This is a genomic window from Prosthecobacter sp., from assembly GCF_020439865.1.
In the GTDB taxonomy this organism is placed as follows: domain Bacteria; phylum Verrucomicrobiota; class Verrucomicrobiia; order Verrucomicrobiales; family Verrucomicrobiaceae; genus Prosthecobacter.
Map to the genome: position 1 here is coordinate 57142 of NZ_JAGRPF010000064.1, position 16663 is coordinate 73804.

The 16663-nt window shown below is 60.4% G+C and carries 14 protein-coding genes; 7 read left to right on the forward strand and 7 right to left on the reverse strand.

Translation table 11 applies throughout. The annotated features are described in order from the left end of the window. The first annotated feature begins 50 nt into the window (after positions 1 to 50). Genes KDL09_RS06470 through KDL09_RS06490 form a run of 5 tightly spaced genes read left to right on the forward strand, consistent with a single transcriptional unit; the run spans position 51 to position 6777 of the window. Positions 51 to 1346 (forward strand): AMP-binding protein, encoded by a 1296-nt coding sequence (locus KDL09_RS06470; protein WP_294382895.1) that lies wholly within the window; start codon positions 51 to 53, stop codon positions 1344 to 1346. Between the two features lie 8 nt (positions 1347 to 1354). Beyond that, the gene (locus KDL09_RS06475) at positions 1355 to 2029 is read left to right on the forward strand and encodes an ABC transporter ATP-binding protein (RefSeq protein ID WP_294382896.1); all 675 of its coding nucleotides are present in this window, start codon (positions 1355 to 1357) and stop codon (positions 2027 to 2029) included. After that, entirely contained in the window at positions 2026 to 5214 is a 3189-nt protein-coding gene (locus tag KDL09_RS06480; protein ID WP_294382898.1) for an ABC transporter permease, read from the forward strand. Before KDL09_RS06475 ends, KDL09_RS06480 begins: the two co-directional genes overlap by 4 nt. Before the next feature lie 50 nt (positions 5215 to 5264). Further along, positions 5265 to 6278: a Holliday junction branch migration DNA helicase RuvB gene (gene ruvB / locus KDL09_RS06485; protein WP_345781076.1), complete on the forward strand. Its 1014-nt coding sequence runs from the start codon at positions 5265 to 5267 to the stop codon at positions 6276 to 6278. A gap of 10 nt (positions 6279 to 6288) precedes the next feature. After that, positions 6289 to 6777 carry a hypothetical protein gene (locus KDL09_RS06490; protein WP_294382902.1) on the forward strand — a complete coding sequence of 163 codons (489 nt, stop codon included), beginning with the start codon at positions 6289 to 6291 and terminating at the stop codon, positions 6775 to 6777. Positions 6778 to 6796: 19 nt separating this feature from the next. Here the strand turns inward: KDL09_RS06490 and KDL09_RS06495 are convergent, their stop codons facing one another. From KDL09_RS06495 to KDL09_RS06515, 5 genes are read right to left on the reverse strand one after another with little or no spacing between them, the layout of a single operon-like run. Next, positions 6797 to 7699, reverse strand: coding sequence for a hypothetical protein (locus KDL09_RS06495; protein WP_294382904.1), 903 nt, complete (start codon positions 7697 to 7699; stop codon positions 6797 to 6799). 14 nt (positions 7700 to 7713) lie between these two features. Next, on the reverse strand, positions 7714 to 10623 hold the full coding sequence (locus tag KDL09_RS06500; RefSeq protein WP_294382906.1) for a tetratricopeptide repeat protein: 2910 nt from the start codon (positions 10621 to 10623) through the stop codon (positions 7714 to 7716). Between the two features lie 2 nt (positions 10624 to 10625). After that, the gene (locus KDL09_RS06505) at positions 10626 to 11063 is read right to left on the reverse strand and encodes a biopolymer transporter ExbD (protein ID WP_294382908.1); all 438 of its coding nucleotides are present in this window, start codon (positions 11061 to 11063) and stop codon (positions 10626 to 10628) included. 21 nt (positions 11064 to 11084) lie between these two features. Next, positions 11085 to 11531 (reverse strand): biopolymer transporter ExbD, encoded by a 447-nt coding sequence (locus tag KDL09_RS06510; protein WP_294382910.1) that lies wholly within the window; start codon positions 11529 to 11531, stop codon positions 11085 to 11087. Positions 11532 to 11561: 30 nt separating this feature from the next. Beyond that, positions 11562 to 12383, reverse strand: coding sequence for a MotA/TolQ/ExbB proton channel family protein (locus KDL09_RS06515; protein WP_294382912.1), 822 nt, complete (start codon positions 12381 to 12383; stop codon positions 11562 to 11564). A 161-nt stretch (positions 12384 to 12544) separates the two neighbouring features. Here KDL09_RS06515 and panB point away from each other — a divergent pair, with 161 nt between their 5' ends. Next, the gene (gene panB / locus KDL09_RS06520) at positions 12545 to 13312 is read left to right on the forward strand and encodes a 3-methyl-2-oxobutanoate hydroxymethyltransferase (protein WP_294382913.1); all 768 of its coding nucleotides are present in this window, start codon (positions 12545 to 12547) and stop codon (positions 13310 to 13312) included. On the opposite strand, the gene KDL09_RS06525 is transcribed toward panB, so the two are convergent. Together KDL09_RS06525 and KDL09_RS06530 are read right to left on the reverse strand one after the other, a co-directional pair. Further along, positions 13294 to 13455, reverse strand: a complete 162-nt coding sequence (locus KDL09_RS06525) for a hypothetical protein (RefSeq protein WP_294382915.1) — start codon at positions 13453 to 13455, stop codon at positions 13294 to 13296. The genes panB and KDL09_RS06525 overlap by 19 nt on opposite strands. Positions 13456 to 13482: 27 nt before the next feature. Further along, positions 13483 to 15225, reverse strand: a complete 1743-nt coding sequence (locus KDL09_RS06530; RefSeq protein WP_294382917.1) for a hypothetical protein — start codon at positions 15223 to 15225, stop codon at positions 13483 to 13485. A gap of 119 nt (positions 15226 to 15344) precedes the next feature. On the opposite strand from KDL09_RS06530, the gene KDL09_RS06535 reads away from it, so the two are divergent. Beyond that, on the forward strand, positions 15345 to 16646 hold the full coding sequence (locus tag KDL09_RS06535) for a S8 family serine peptidase (RefSeq protein WP_294382919.1): 1302 nt from the start codon (positions 15345 to 15347) through the stop codon (positions 16644 to 16646). Positions 16647 to 16663 lie beyond the last annotated feature (17 nt).

Sequence of the window (16663 nt, forward strand, 5' to 3'; positions counted from 1 at the left end):
CCGAAAATCGACCGATGAGCAGGCGGCTTGACCCCGCTCCATGCCTCGCCATGTCTACGAGCGTGTCGGACGGCCCTCCATTGATCGACCGCGTTCGCTTACGCTCCAACCAGTGGCGCAAGCTGAGGTCCATCGTGCTCAATCTCGCCACGACGGACAGCTTTTACGGCAAGAAAATTCACGAATGGGAGCTCAAGGTGAGCCGCCTCAACCGTGTGGACGACTTCATTGCCCAAGTTCCGTTCACTACAAAGGCGGACATTCAGGCCGATCGTCTGGCTAACCCTCCTTTTGGAACCAATCTGACCCGGGCCATTCACCAATACACCCGCTTCTGCCAGACCAGCGGCACCAGTACGGGCGAGCCCATGGCCTGGGTCGATACGCCAGAGAGCTGGGAGGCCATGCTCAAATGCTGGCAACGTGTGTTTGACGCCGCCGGACTCGTCAAAGGACGCGACCGCATCTTCTTCGCGTTTTCGTTCGGACCGTTTCTGGGATTCTGGACAGCATACGAAGCAGCAGCAAAAGATTACCTCATCATTCCTGCCGGCGGGATGTCCAGCCAGGCACGACTCGAAGCCATGGCACGCTACGGTGCCACCGTGCTGTGCTGCACACCCACTTATGCGCTGCGGCTCGGCGAACTGATCGGTGATCCTTCTGGTGTGGAGCGCATGGGACTGCGCATCAACAAGATCATCGTGGCCGGTGAGACTGGCGGCAGCGTTCCCGAAGTGCGGCAGCGCCTCGAAAAACTGTGGGAGGCGCGAGTCTTCGATCATCACGGCATGACCGAAGTCGGGCCGGTCAGTTATGAAACAGAGGACATGCCGCGGCAGCTCGTCGTGATGGAAGAGGCCTATCTCGCCGAGATCGTGGATCCAAAAACGGGCGTGGAGGTGGCTGATGGCGAATGCGGTGAACTGATTCTCTCGACCCTGGACCGCACCGCCTGTCCGCTGCTGCGCTACCGCACCGGAGACTGGGTGAAAAAGAAGATTCATCGCGGCCGGCTCATGCTCGACGGGGGCATCCTGAGCCGCGTGGACGACATGGTCGTCGTGCGCGGAGTAAACATTTACCCGAGCGCCATCGAGGCCGTCGTGCGGCAGTTCCCGGAGGTTCTGGAGTTCATGGTGGAGCAGCGCAAAGTGGATGCGATGGATGAGATTGAACTGATCGTCGAGGTCGACGGGAACGTGGCGAAGCCGCTGCTCAAACGCATCGAGACAAAGCTGAAGGACACATTTTCACTGCGCATTCCCGTGAGACTTGCCGAGCCTCACAGTCTTCCCCGCCACGAGTTCAAAGCCAAACGCTGGCGGCTTGTCCAGACAGCCTGAACCCAACCATGTCACTGATCCAACTCACCAACGTTTCCAAGTCCTACACCGACCCCGGCAGCGGGGCCCGGGTTCCGGTGCTGCATGGCATCAACCTCAGCATCGAGGCCGGTGAATCCGTTGCCATCGTCGGCCCATCGGGCTGCGGCAAAAGCACACTGCTGAACATTCTCGGCACGCTCGACACTCCCGATGAAGGAGAGATCGTCTTTGATGGAGAATCGCCGGCCAAGTCAACGGCGAAACAGCTCGCCGCACTGCGCAGCCAGAAGATCGGCTTCATTTTCCAACTCCATCATCTGATGCCGCAATGCTCCGTGCTAGAGAATGTGCTGCTGCCAACGCTTGCCCTGAAAGCGCCACCTGCCGATGCAGTGTCACGCGCGGAATCGCTGCTCGAACAGGTGGGTCTCAAAGACCGCATGAACTGGAAACCGGCGCAGTTGTCCGGCGGTGAACGCCAGCGCGTGGCGTTTGTGCGTGCCTTGATCAACCAGCCCCGGCTCATCCTGGCTGACGAACCCACCGGCGCGCTGGACGAGACCAACGCCGCCGCTTTGACCGACCTGCTGCTGCAACTTCAGAAAAGCAGCGAGGTCACCCTGATCATGGTCACGCATCATCGTGCGCAGGCAGAACGCATGGGCCGGATGCTGACGATTCATGAAGGCTCCCTGAAATGAAACTCAAGGATTACGTCCTCCAATCCGCACGCCACTACTGGCGCGGCCATCTGGGGCTGCTGTTTGGCACGTTTCTGGCAGCCACGATTCTGACCGGCTCCATGCTCGTTGGTGATTCGGTGCGTGCCAGTCTGGAACGCGTGGCCGCTTTGCGTCTGGGCAAGGTCGAAGGCGGCGTGCTCGGCGGCGACCACTGGTTCACCGAAAGTCTCGCGCGCAAAACAAAGTCAGCGCCCGTCATCATCGCCACAGGTGCGGCAGCCGCAGCAAATGGCAACGTGCGCGTCAACGGAGCACAAGTGCTCGGTGTCGATGAAGCGTTCTGGAAGCTCAGCACCAGTTCAAAGTCCGTCACCTTTGACAAATCTTCTGTCGCCATCAACGAACCGCTCGCCCGCAAACTCGGCGTGAAGGCGGGCGACACCATCCTCGTGCGACTGGAGCGTCCGAGCGCCATTTCGCGCGATGCGCCGCTCTCCGGCAGCACCAACGAGGACATCTCGCTGCGCCGCAAGATCGCCGCCGTGGTCAGCCCGGAAGATTTCGGTGCGTTTCAGCTCACGGCCTCGCAGGTGCCGCCGGATTCCGTGTTTGTGAACCTCGCTGATCTGCAGACGCAGCTCGAAATGGACGGACGCGTCAACGCGCTGCTCCACCCACAGTTCAACGTCCTCCGGGCACACTTTGAAGAACAGCGAACACTTGCTGACTTCGCACTCCAGCTCAAAAAAATCGACGGCGCAAAAAAGGAGTGGGAGATCAGCACCAGCCGCGTCTTCCTGGAGCGCAACCTCGCGGAGAAGATCGATGACTTCAAAAGCACCTACGGCGTGCTGACCTATCTCGTGAACGGCATCACTTCGGCACAAGGGGGCACACCGTATTCAATGGTGACGGCGGTCGGACAAGGCAAGGACGATGAAATCGCCATCACCCAATGGCTGGCGGACGATCAGAAGCTCGCCGTCGGCGACGAACTGGAGATCAAATACTTCGTGGTCGGACTCGGGCGCGAACTGAAGCAACAGTCGGCCAAGTTCAAAGTGGGAGCCATCCTGCCGATGGATGATCCGAAAGTCACGAAGGCGTGGACGCCAGATTTCCCCGGCGTTTCGGACGTGGACAACTGCCGCGACTGGGAGCCCGGCATCCCGATGGACATGAAGGCCATCCGCGACAAGGACGAAGACTACTGGGACGAGTACAAAGGCACCCCGAAGGCATTCATCACACTGGCGGCGGGCCAGAAACTCTGGTCAAACCGCTTCGGCAACCTCACCGCCATCCGCATGCCCAATGCAGGCCAGACGTCCGAGGCCAAGGCCAACGCTCTCGCATTGCGGCTGAACTTGTCCGACATTGGTCTCCTGCCGCGAGACTTCAAACACGAGGCAGGCGCGGCGGCAAAAGGCAGCGTGGATTTTGGCGGACTGTTCATCGGCCTGAGCATGTTCCTGATTGCCGCAGCGCTCGTCTTCGCAGCGCTGCTGTTCTTGTTCACGCTGGAGCGCCGTGCCGCCCAGATCGGCCTGCTGATGGCGATAGGATGGACACGCGGCATGGTGCGACGTGCGTGGCTAATGGAAGCGGGAGTCATCGCCCTCGCGGGCGTGCTGCTGGGAGTCTTTGGCGGGATGATCTACACACAAACGGCGCTGCACGGGCTCTCCGCCATCTGGAGCGGAGCCACGCAGGGACTGCCGCTCGTGTTCAGCGCAAGCTTCGGAACGATTTTCAACGCCGCGCTGTCCACGATGATCGTGGTGCTGCTTACTTTGTGGTGGGCAAGTCGGAAGCTTTTCAAAGTCAAAGCGCGTGATCTGCTCTCAGGCTCCTGGAGCGAAGACCTCTCCCCTGTCCAAAAGAAGCATGGAATGAAAGTGGTTCTGATTCTTGCCGGCGTCGCGCTCCTGCTGCTCGCCTTTGGCTTTATGGTAAAGAATCCTGAAGCCGTCGCCGGCATGTTCTTTGGTTCCGGGATGCTGATGATGATCGCCGGTCTCCTGTTCCTGCGCGGTTGGATGCGACGCGACAGCGGAAGTCTCGCACGAACGCTCTGGCAGATCGGCTCGCGCAACATCTCACGTCGTCCTTCGCGCAGTCTGGCGGTGATCGGCATGATGGCAGGCGGCATCTTCCTCGTCGTGGCGGTGAATGCCTTCCGCATGAGCGCAGGGGACGCCACGCAGAAACATTCGGGCACCGGTGGCTTTGCGCTCATCGGCGAGTCCTCCCTGCCGGTTTATGAAGATCTCAATGTGAAGGCTGGCTGGGATGCATTCGGACTCGATGAGAAGCTCATGCCACATGCCCATGTGGTGCCGTTTCGTGTGCGCGACGGCGATGACGCGAGCTGTTTGAATCTCAACCGTGCGCAGAAGCCCATGCTCGTCGCCGTGGATCCCGCCCAGATGACCGGCACGTTCGCGTTTGCTTCCGGCTCATGGGAGAAGCTTGCGGATACCTCCTTCATTCCTGCCATCGCCGATCAGGCAACGGCCATGTGGGGTTTGGGCAAGGGCGTGGGCGATACGCTGGATTATCAGGACAGCTCGGGAAACACCTTCCAGGTAAAGATCGTCGGCCTGCTCGCGGGCTCCGTGCTGCAGGGCAAGATGATCATCAGCGAACAAGCGTTCCTCTCGAAGTATCCGGATGCGGCCGGATATCGTTTCTTCCTGATCGATGCGAAACCGGATCAGGCTTCAGAGATCTCTGCGCATCTGACGCGGCAGCTTGAACAGCGTGGCCTGGCATTGGAACCCACCAAGCAGCGGCTGGAATTGTTCCTGAGTGTGCAAAACACTTACATCGGCATCTTCACGGTGCTTGGCGGTCTGGGCGTCCTGCTGGGAACGGCAGGCATCGGCGTGCTGATTGCCCGGCATGTGCTGGAACGCCGTGGTGAACTCGGCCTCATGCAGGCCCTGGGATTCCGCGCCGAAGCCCTGCGGGGCATGATCATGGGCGAACACGGCGTGCTGCTGATCCTCGGAGTTGTTCTCGGCGTGATTACCGCCTCGCTGGCGATTATTCCCCAACTGATCGAACGCGGTGGCGGGCTCCCCATGGGCTTCCTCAGCAAACTGATCGCCGCCGTACTCGGGTTCGGCCTGCTGGTCTGTATCGTCGCCATTTCCTCCGCAGTGCGTGGAAGGCTGACCGATTCCATCCGCCGGGAATAGGCGGGAACGGCCATGCGCGACGCCTTGCACTCCGCTCCGGGCACGCTCCTATGTGCGCAGTGAACCCTGCGCTCAACGAACCCGACTCTCCCTTCGATCTCGCTCTCCGCCCGGGAGACTTTTCCGAGTTCCATGGTCAGACGAAGGTCAAAGACCAGCTGCTTGTCATGGTCGAGGCCGCGAAGATGCGCGGTGAGTCGCTGGATCATGTGCTGCTCTGCGGTCCGCCCGGACTGGGCAAGACCACGCTCGCCAATCTCATCGCCAACGCCGTCGGCACCAAGCTGCACACCACCAGCGGCCCGCAGATCGAGCGCGCAGGCGATCTCGCCGGCATTCTCACAAACTTGCAGGAGCGTGACATCCTCTTCATCGACGAAATCCACCGCCTGCATCCAAGCATCGAAGAGTACCTGTATCCCGCGATTGAGGACTATCGCCTCGACATCATCATCGACCAGGGCCCGAAGGCGCGCACCATTCGCATCGACCTGCCGCCCTTCACTCTTGTGGGCGCCACCACCCGCGCCGGCATGCTCACTTCGCCGATGCGCTCACGCTTCGGCATCCCCAACCGTCTCGACTACTACACGCCCGAAGAGATCCAGCACATCCTCATCCGCTCCGCGCGTTTGATGAACGTCGCCATCGAGCCCGAAGGCGCGCACGAAATCGCCCGCCGTTCCCGCGGCACGCCGCGCATCGCCAATCACCTCCTGCGCTGGGTGCGCGACTTTGCGCAGGTGAAGGCGCAAAATGTCGTCACGGAGGACGTCGCCTGCCAGGCGCTCACCATGCGCGACATCGACGAATCCGGCCTCGACGACATGGACACGCGCATCCTCGAAGCCATCATCGGCAAGTTCGACGGCGGCCCCGTTGGCATGGGCAGCGTCGCCGTCGCCGTGGGCGAGGACGCCAGCACGCTTGAAGACGTGCACGAGCCCTACCTCGTGATGCAAGGTTACCTCAAACGCACCCCACGCGGCCGCGTCGCCATGCCCGCCGCCTACCGCAAACTCGGCCTCGTGCCGCCTCTCACCGGGCAGTCGGAGCTGTTTTGAATCTCCCGACATGTGGCGCGAACTCACAACTCTCTGGCAGAGCATTTGCGATCCGGAGTATCTGCATTTGCTGCTGGAGCCGTTGCCGCTCTACGGCCTCGGCATCGGGCTGACATTTCTGATCCTGTCTTTTCTGTTTGGTGAGGTGAAATGCCGCATGCTGGCCCTCGCGGTCGTCTGCACGTCCTGCGCGAGCGTTTGGCCCTACATCGATCTGCGTGACAAGGCCACGCCGCGCATCGTGGCGACGCGGTCGCCGGATCTTGCGCCGCTGATTCAAGAACAGACGCAGCGCCGCAAAGACTGGTCCTGGCCTTACTACGCGATGACGCTGTTCAGCTTCCTCGCATTGGTGACATCTCGTTCCCCCAAGGGCAGGCCGTTGTTGTTTCTCGTCGTCATCTTCGGAGCCCTGCTGTTCTGGTTCAGCATCTGGATGCACAAGAAGGAGTGCGAGGTCTATCACCGCAACATCGTGCGGTTTGTGCCGGTGCGGTAAGAGCACAAGCGGACAGGAGTTACTTCAAATACTTCTCGAACTCCTTAGGAAGCGCGCCCGGACCACCCAGATCACGACAGACGAGGGCGAGAGATTTCGCCTGCTTCGCGAGCCTTTCGTCATTGGGTGCAGCGGCGATCTTGGCCTCGGTGATCAACAGAGCGGCAATGGCCGAACGGCGTACAAGACCAGAGTCAGAGCCGAGATCGAGCGTCAGAGCACGATGGTAGTCCATCAGCGCGAGATCAGGCTGTTTTTGACCGCGCTCGTTCCACACAGCACGCAAGTAGCACAAAGACGCGAGGCGTGACGAACGCAGACGCTTGAACGGAGCCTGCGGCAGCTTGAGCGGATTCACATCTTCGAACTTCTTGATGAAGGTGCCGAGAGCCTGCCAGTCCTCCTTGCCCAGCCAGTTCCAGCCTTCGAGATCGACGAAATCCTCCGTGTAATGCGGGCCAAAGTTCAGCGGATTGGCGAGCTGCTGGTTCATCGCCTTCGACAGATCGGCATACCGCCCCAGCTTTTGGAGACACAAAAACTGATACAGCCGGGCCAGCGACCCGTAGCCGTCCTGCATCGGCACAAGCTTGACGAATTCATCCCCAAGCTGCGCGAACTGCTTTTCAGCCTCGCTGTAGTTGCCAGCGGCATAGTTCTGCTGGGCCTGCGACCAGCCTTTCGGCTCGTCAACAGTCATGTCACGAATGCTGGCCATCGGCAGCTTGATGCTGTTGCCACCGTTGGGTGCGTCACTGATGAGCAGGCCGTCCTTCTCGGCTCCAATCAGGAATCCAGGCATCGGCTCCCCGCTGATTTTGGTGATCTGGACGGAAAGCGGTTCGGCCTGCAAGGCCGCTGCAGCCATCAGCAGCATGACTGTCGGTCGGAAGGTCATCGCGTTCAAAGAGGCACGTTTCATGGCGTCACGACGGTTCATTCACGCACCCCCCACAGGCCTTCATCCGGGTGTTCGGGAATGTTGAGCTTCTTGCGCAGTGTTTTGTAGTACTCCTTGGCCTTTTGCACGAAGGGGCCGGCGACCTCGTGGTTGGACAGCTTGTACATGCGCGAAACCGTGTCTTTGATGAGACGGAAGGCCTTGTCATCGTTGCCCTTCTTCATCTGGATCTCAGCGGCACGCAGACGCGCCTCGGCGGAATACTGCACCACGTTTTCGAGCGGTGGCCCGACAAACGGCGTGTAGGCCTCCAGCGCCTTGTCCGTGTCGTTAAGGTTTTCGTAACACCGCCCAAGACGATAGAACACCTCGGCACGCGTGCGGGTGAAGGCCTTCTCCTTCGTCATCAACAGGAGTGTGTCGGCGGCGAGTTGCCATTGCTTGCGATTGAAGTAGATGCGCGATTTTTCAATCATCGCCTCCTCGACATATTCAGGCTTGTCCTTGAGCTCACGAATGACCTGGTCAAACGCGGCCACGGCCTCCTGAAAGCTGCTGGTCTCGCCTGTTTTCGCGAGCACGCGCGCCTTGCCCATGAGCGCCAGCGGATAGTGCTCCGAAGGACCACGATCCATGACCGCCTTGAACCATTCGAGCGCCTCCTTGTCCTTGCCACGGTCCACCAGATCGCGCCCCACTTTCACGAGGATGTAGGAGGAGAGCTCCGACTTGTCGAATTGCTGCAACTCCTCGTAGGCCACCTGGATCTGGGCGGCGCGCTTGGGGAACTTGTCCTTGTAGCTGTCGTTCTCCAGCAGATCGATCTTCGCCATGTTCAGCCACGCACGCAGCGTGTTGTTGATCTTCGTGCCATCGGAGGGGACGAAATTGGTGAGGCGTTCGAGAAGCTGTTCCGGACCGACAATGTCGAGGTAGTTCTGTGTGTAGGAACCGATGGCCTCCTCAATCCCTGTGCCGCTGTCACCACTGCCGAGCCTCACGATGACTTTTTCCAGCGCCTCCAGCGCCTCCTTGCCGCGTTTGACCTCCTTGAGCGGTTCGATCGAGCCGACGATGACCTCGGCATCATAGAATCCGCCGCTGTACTTCGCCATGTAGTCGTCGTAATAGGCGACGACGTCCTTCGGCTTCTTCAAGGCATTCGCCACACGCACCAACTGAACGAGCACACGTCCCACGATGATTTTGTGAGCATCTCCCTGCGCCGCCTCGCCAAGCTCTCGCGCCTTGAGGTAGGCCGCTTCGGCTTTCTCATTCGAGTTCAGCATCAAATACGAATCGCCACGCATCGCCAGCGCACGATCCAGGTCAGGCAGGTTTGGCCGGCGTTTCTCGAGATCGTCGATCACGTCGAGGCACTTCTGGTATTGAGCGAGCTGGAAATGCGTCGTCGCCCGGTCCAGCATCGCAAAGCCGATGTACTCCGACTCAGGAAAGTCTTTGATGAAAGCGTCGAGCTTCGGCCCCGCCTCCGCCCACTTCTTCAAGCGCACGAGGCTCGAGGACTCGAAGTACCGGGAAGCCTCCTTGAACTTGCTTTGGGGAAAGCGCTTCGAATGCGATTCGAGCTCCTTCTGCGCTTCTTCAGTGCGGCCGAGATTGAACAACGACGCACCGATCACGAAGTCCGTCAGATCACGATCTTTGGCATCTGGAGCGAGAGGCTTGCGGATATTGGTGGCCAGTTCGATGGCCTGCTCATACTGCTTGGAGAAGAACACATTCTCCAGCAGCAGTGTGTTCACATTGCCGGCATATTCGTGCTGGGGGAACTCCTTGCGAAACTGTTCGCCCAGCGCCTTCGACAGATCCTGCTGACCGGTGGCCAGCGCGGTGCGCATGGCGCCAAACAACATCATGGGCCGGTGCTGGCTCTTCGGCACCGTGGTGACGCCGTAAGTGTAGATGGCGTAACCCGCGGGAAAGTTGCCCAGACGTTCGTAGCAGCCGGCCAGGGTGAGCAGGGCGATCCAATCGATGCTGTTGTCATCCTGCATCTGAGCTGCGTACTTTTCGATCTCCTTTTTGAGGAGTTCCGGCACCCGGCCATGATAGCGCAGCGCGCGACCTTCGAGGTCATACAGAATGTCGCTGCTGCTGGCCATGAGGCTGAGGAGGCGGATCGCCAGCGTCTGCTGGTCGTTTTCTGACGCGGCACGGGCCAGCCCGAGCAGACGGGCATTAAAATCAAACCGCGCCATGTCGAACGGCGAGAGCTTCAATTTGGTGCCGTTCGCATCCATGAAGGCGTGCGCTTCTTTTTGCGTCTCGACATGATTGGCTTCCTTCGACGTCCAGCTGTCCAGCAAGGAAAGAAAGGCCCGAAACACGCCGTCCGCCTTGGCCGTCACCCCGCCCGCACCACTGATGAGCTGATTCAGCAGCGCCTCGGCCTTGTCCGGCATGCCGGCTTTCGAATAGCAGGAGGCAACCTGCACGCGAAACGCCGCATCATCGTAGGTTCCTGCAGGAGCCGGATGACGGGCAAACTCCTCGTAGTCCTTGATGGCATCCGCATACCTCCCCAGCGCCTGTTTGATGATACCCATTTCCAGAAGCGAGAGTTCCCACACCGGGTTGAGCTTGTCTTTCGGAGTGCCCGGAACGTTTTTACCCTGCGTGTAGCAGGTTTCATAGGCCTTGAGCGCATCATCCAGGCGCTTGAGGTTTTTCAAACAAAAGCCGTAGCGGTAATGCATCACGCCAAAGGCAGGCCCGAAGTCCTGATAGCCGCTGGGCCCGTACTCCTTCATGATCGTCTCCAGCGGAATGAGAGCCCCCGCCCAATTGCTCTCCTCCATGAGGCTGCCCGCCTTTTCAAACAGGGTCTGAATGTTCAGATCATCCTGGGCCTGCGCATTCTGACCGCACAAACCGATGACGACCAAAAACATCAACAGAGAACTGCGGACAGAATACGGCATGACTAATTCCCTTTCTCGAATCCGGAGAGTGTGATCGTGGTGATGCCAACCTTTGCGAGCGCGTTCATCAGGTCGATGAAGCGCTGCTGCTTCGCGTCATCATCGGAACTGACGATGACCAGGGGCTTCTTGTTTGTGGCATCTGTGAGCTGCTTGTAACGATCCAGCTCAGACTCCATCTGGCCGTCGTCCGCCATCACCTGATCGGCGATCGTGATCTGCCCTTCGGCGGTGAGCCTGATCTTCAACGGGTCGATCTGAATGCTGCTGGCCTTGCCGCTGTCCGTGGGCATTTCCATGCTGAGATCCGACTCGCGCGGCTCCAGCGTCGAGGTCACGAGGAAATAGATCAGCAGAAGAAAGCTCACATCGATCAGGGAGGAGATGTCCAGCCCTGGATCCTCCACCTGATCTGCTTTGAAGCGTTTCTTTTTGGTCATGCTGCGTTGAAATGAAAGCTGCTAGCCTTTTTTCGCCGCGGGAAAGGCGCTGAAGATGATGGTGTTCACCCCGGCGTCACCCGACGCCTTCACCACCTGCTTGGAATACTTCACGATGCTGCGCTTGTCGCCGCGCAGCAGGATTTTCGGCGTCACTCCGGTATCGATCTTCTCTTTGCGCTGCGTCACGTATTCGGTCACCGCCGCCATGTCCGGCAAAGGTTCCTTGTTGTCCTTGCCGAAAGTTCCATCGTCATAGACGTGAACCACAATGCGTCCGGCGGCCTCTTCCGGCGGACGTGCATTCCCCGCCACCGGCAGCTCGACGCGCGGGTCGATCTGATTGGTCAGCATGCGTGAACTCACCATGAAGAACAGGATGAGCTGAAACACCATGTCGATCATCGACGAGGAGTCCATCTTGCAGTCCTCCTCGACTCCCTGAACGCTGGTCAGCTTCTTTTTCATCACGCAGGATTCACAGGTCGGACGAACAAATTAAAGAGCGATGCCTTCAGGGATTTTCGCGGCCTTGGCCTCGCCGTGCGCGGAGTGCACGCAGGCATCCACGAGTTCCGTGCCGGCGGCGATCGTTTCCGCCACCAGATCGTTGAGGCGGTTTTTAAAGACGTAAAACAGAGCGAGGCTCGGGATGGCCACAAACAGACCCGCAAAGGTGGTCAACAACGCCACGGAGATGTCGCCGGCGAGTTTGGAAGGCTCCGCCCCACCGGTGATGGCCAGTGTTTCAAACGCGCCCACCATGCCGACCACGGTGCCGAACAGTCCGAGCATCGGCGCGATCTGCGCCAGCACGGAAAAATAGCCCACCCACTTTTGATAAGGACGGATTTCGCTGGTGGCGAAGTCCGCCATCGCGCTTTCCACTTCGTCGCGCCCCAGCGTGTCCGCCTTGGTGGCGTCAAAATGCGGCAGCGCCACGGTCATCATGCGGCCGAGGAAGGTGGGGCTCTGGGCGGAGGTCTCAATCGCGCTGCGCACACGACACTGGTGCATCAGGTCCAGAAGCTGCAGCTTGAGCACCTTGGGGACAAACTTCCCTTTCGACAGCGTCATCAGGCAAAGCACGGTGAAGGTAACCGTCAGCACGGAACAAAGGGCCAGCGGCGTCATGAACACACCGCCATCCGCCACCCATTTGACGAACCAGGACTTCGGCGCCGGCGCTTCTCCGTCCGCCGCTGCATCCGTCGCCTGCGCCAGCAGATCGGGAGTGAACACAAAGACCGTTGCGAAAGCCAGAAGAACGAGCGCAAGGCCGCGGTGGCGTGAAATCAGGGTGAATGAAGAGGTGGTCATGGCGAGTGGCATTAATCCGATTTTTCGAGCGCTATTTCAACGGTTCGAGCTTCATGGTGCAAGGGGGAAATGCCCTGCGGGCCAAATTATTGGCTGCAAGAACACCAGGTGACGATGAGTCGGCTTGAATTCAGCCCAATGGACACGAAACATCCACGCCCATGCTGACCTCCCTCTCCGAACTCCCCGGGCGCAAGGCCCACGGCCCCAAGCTGGCTGTCTTGACCGCGTACGACTATCCGGCCGCCCGGATGCTCGACGATGCCGGGGTCGATCTCATTCTCGTGGGAGATTCGCTCGGCATGGTCGTGCTCGGACTGCCTGATACGACGGGCGTGACGATGGAGATGATGATCCACCACACCTCCGCCGTCTGTCGCGGCGTGAAACGCGCCGCAGTGATCGCCGACCTGCCCTTCGCCAGCTACCGCACACCGGAAGAGGCGGTGCTCCATTCCAAACGCCTGATCGAATGCGGGGCCAGCGCCGTGAAACTCGAAGGCGGCGTCGCCATGATCCCGCAGGTGCGCGCGATCATCGATGCAGGCATCCCCTTCGTCGGCCACATCGGTATGCTGCCGCAAAGCGTGAAGGAGGAAGGCGGCTACAAGAAAAAAGGCAAGACCAGCGAGCAGATCGAGCGCCTCATCGCCGATGCGCAGGCGCTCGACCAGGCCGGTGCCGTGGCCATCGTGCTCGAAAGCATCGTTCCAGATGTCGCGACACAGATCACCCGCCAGATCAAAGCAAGCACCATTGGCATCGGCGCAGGCAGCGGAACGGACGGCCAGGTGCTCGTCACGCCTGATCTCCTCGGCAGCTTTCCCTGGTTCCGCCCGCCGTTTGCCAAACCGCATGCGGACGTGGCCGGCGAAACGCAGCGAGCCGTCCGCGAGTACATCGCGGAAGTTCAGGGCGCCTTGTCCTGACGCACATCCGGCGTCTCAAATTCCGTGCCGTGAATCTTCTCCGACTCATGCGGCGTGTTGAGCACCTTCCAGATGCACCAGGAGAACAGAGAGACGACGATGCCCACGGAGAGCAGCATGACGAGAAGGCCGGCGGTGGTCATGGTGGCGTGTGTATTAAAGGTTGGTGATCAGTCGTTCTTTGGCAGCCCTTTCTGGGCACGGGCGTAAGCATGGCTGCGAGCGGTCATAAGACCGAAGAAGACAAAGATGGCCAGCACCATCGCCACGCTCAACTGCGCCGCATTGCTCGCCTTATCACCGCCGAACAGATCGGTGATGTAGTAGGAATACTCGCCGGTCTTCCCTGCTGCGAGATCATAGCCGAAAACCTCCTTCATCAGCCACATGGCAAAGATGATCAAAAGGAAGCCCGGACAGATCCACTTCATGATCGGGCGAAACACCCACGGCACGCGGATTGCCGCGCCATGATGCAGTTCGGAGAATCCTTTCTCGATGCCCCACGACCAGCCGAACATGATGATCTGGATCGTGGCCAGGATGAAAATGAGAAAGGTACCCACCCAGAAGTCCAGAGTGTCGAGAGCCTTGAGATCACCGGTGAAGTAAAGCACGAAACCGGTGCCGAACGTCGTCAGCAATCCGAGAATCGCCACCGAGGCACGCCGCCCTACGCCGAGCGCCTCCTCCACAAAGGCGATCCCGGGCTGTAGCATCGAGATCGAACTCGTCACGGCGGCCAGGAACAGCATGAAGAAGAATGCGCCGCCAAAGAACATGCCAAACGGCATCTGTGCGAAGACCAGCGGCAGCACCTTGAAGCCAAGTCCCACGCTGCTGCCCGCCACACCCGCCACGCTGGCGATGCCCATGAAGGCGACCGCCGCGGGCACGGTGATCAATCCGCCCAGTGCCACCTCACACACTTCATTGGTGCTGCTGGCCGTCAGTCCGCTGAGCACCACGTCATCATTCTTCCTCAGGTAGCTCGCATACACAATGATCACGCCGAAGCCGACCGAGAGACTGAAGAAAATCTGCCCCGCTGCCGCCAGCCACAGGCTCGGATTGGCAAGCTGTTCAATCACGCCCACCTCGCGCAGTTCCAAGGAGCCGCCGCTTGCCGCGACCTCCGCTTTAGCTTCTGCGATCGCCGCCGATCCCACCACCTCGCGCGGTTTCTCACCGGCGGCAGGCTGTGTCTTGGACACCATCACCTTCGTCGGATTCCACAAGTAACCAAGGCCATTTCCCACGGTGTCATGCGGCCGGGCCGGGTCCGGTGCGCCGAGCGTCAGCACCCGCACCAGCAGCAGCAGCGCCAGCACGATCAGCGTCGGCATGGCAATCTTGCACATCTTCTCGATGCCACCGGAGAGGCCGCGGTAGATGAGGTAGAAATTGAAGACAAAGACGCCGATCAGCCACGGCAGGGCGGCATGCCAGGAGAAGGTCATCGCCGAAGCGTCTTTGGCCGCGCCAACAAAACCCGCGAAGTAGCCCACCGTCTCCTTGGCGTCGTGCAGGCTCAGTTTGCCGCTCCAGAAGTTCACCGCGTAGCCCAGGCACCAGGCCTCGATCATCACGTAATACATGTAGATCACCACCGGCACGATCACGGCAATGATGCCCAGATACTTCGCCCAGCGGTTGCGCATGATGCAGGCGAAAGCCCCGGGCGCGGAGTTGTAGCCCAGTTGTCCGGCATGACGCCCCATCGCCCACTCCGCCCAGCCGATCGGAAGGCCGATGATCAAAAACGAAATCGCATACGCCAGCATGAACGCGCCGCCGCCGTATTGCGCCGCGAGTCCGGGAAACCGCAGGAAGTTGCCTAACCCGACCGCGCTTCCCGCGACGGCCATGATGACTCCAAGACGTGATCCCCAGGCTTCTTTTTTCTGCGACATGGTGGCGAGGTTAGGCAAAGCCGCACGAGGCGACAAGACTGTAGTTCGACAAACTTCCGCCACGTTTTCAAAGCAGCACTCGCGCCAGCGCCCGCATGTGCGAAACTTCCGCCTGTTTCATGCGCTCCAGCCGTCTGCCGCTTGTCATGTTTATCGCCACCATCGCGCTGATGTCGGGCGCGCTCGGCTGGCTGGTCTTTGAAACGACGCGTGCGCCTGACATGCCGGTTGTTAAACAAACGGCACCGGTTTCACGCCCTGCACCTGCGGTGATGCCACATTCGGCGCCACCTCGTGCTTCTGGGCCTGCCAGCCCACAGCCCCCAGCTGACGCAGGCCCCCGGATCGAATCGCTCAATGTTCCCGGCGCCCTCCCGAACGAAGCGATCCTCACCTTTCGCACCGCTGAAGCTCTCGCGGCTTTTCGTGATCGCGCCGCCTCGCTCGGACTTGAGGTGCTCGGGCACGATGCCCGTCTCCGCAGCGCCCGCGTCCGCTTCAACAACACGCGCGGCCTGCAGGCGGACCTCGCCGCGCACGCCGACGACTACAACAGCGTCGGCCCGAACTACGTCGTTCGCATTCCTGGCCTTCCCGCTCCTGCTCCACAAACGGACACCTCCAACGCCGGCGGGCACGAGCCATTCCGCAGCCAGGGACTCAATGCCATCGGTGCGACCGGCGATCACAGCACCTGGGGCCGGGGTGTCACCGTGGCCGTCATCGACTCCGGCATCACCGCCCACCCTTCCCTGCAAAACGCCCAGATCACCCACATCGATCTCGTCAACGACGGTAGCGAGATGAACGGGCACGGCACCGCCATGGCTTCGCTCATCGCCGGCAGCGGTAATAACGTCGATGGAGTCGCACCTGCCGCCAAACTGCTCGACATCCGCGTGGGCGACAGCAACGGCGACAGCAACACCGCGCTGCTTTCCTCCGCCATCCTCAAAGCGACCGACCTCGGCGCTCGCGTCATCAACATCAGCCTCGGCTCCAACGGCTCCTCACCCATGCTCGAAGAAGCCGTGCGCTACGCCCTGAGCCGCAACGTCGTCATCGTCGCCGCCGCAGGCAACGAACAGCAGACCGCGCTCTCCATGCCCGCCGGTCTCCCCGGCGTGCTCAGCGTCGGCGCCGTCGATGCCAGCGGCACGCAGGCCTGGTTCTCAAACTCAGGTACCGGCCTCACGCTCGTCGCCCCTGGTGTTGGCATTGTCTCCGCGTATGCCGACGGGAAACTCGTCATCGGCAGCGGAACTTCGCAAGCCACGGCCATCACCACCGGCGTCGTCGCCTCCTTGCTCGCGCGTGGCTACTTTGGCCCGAACATCATCCCTCTCCTCACCCGCACCGCCGAACCGCTCAACGCTCCCGCCACCGCCGTGGGAGCCGGATTGATCCAGATTCCGAAGTAGTTTCGTCCAAACGTGAA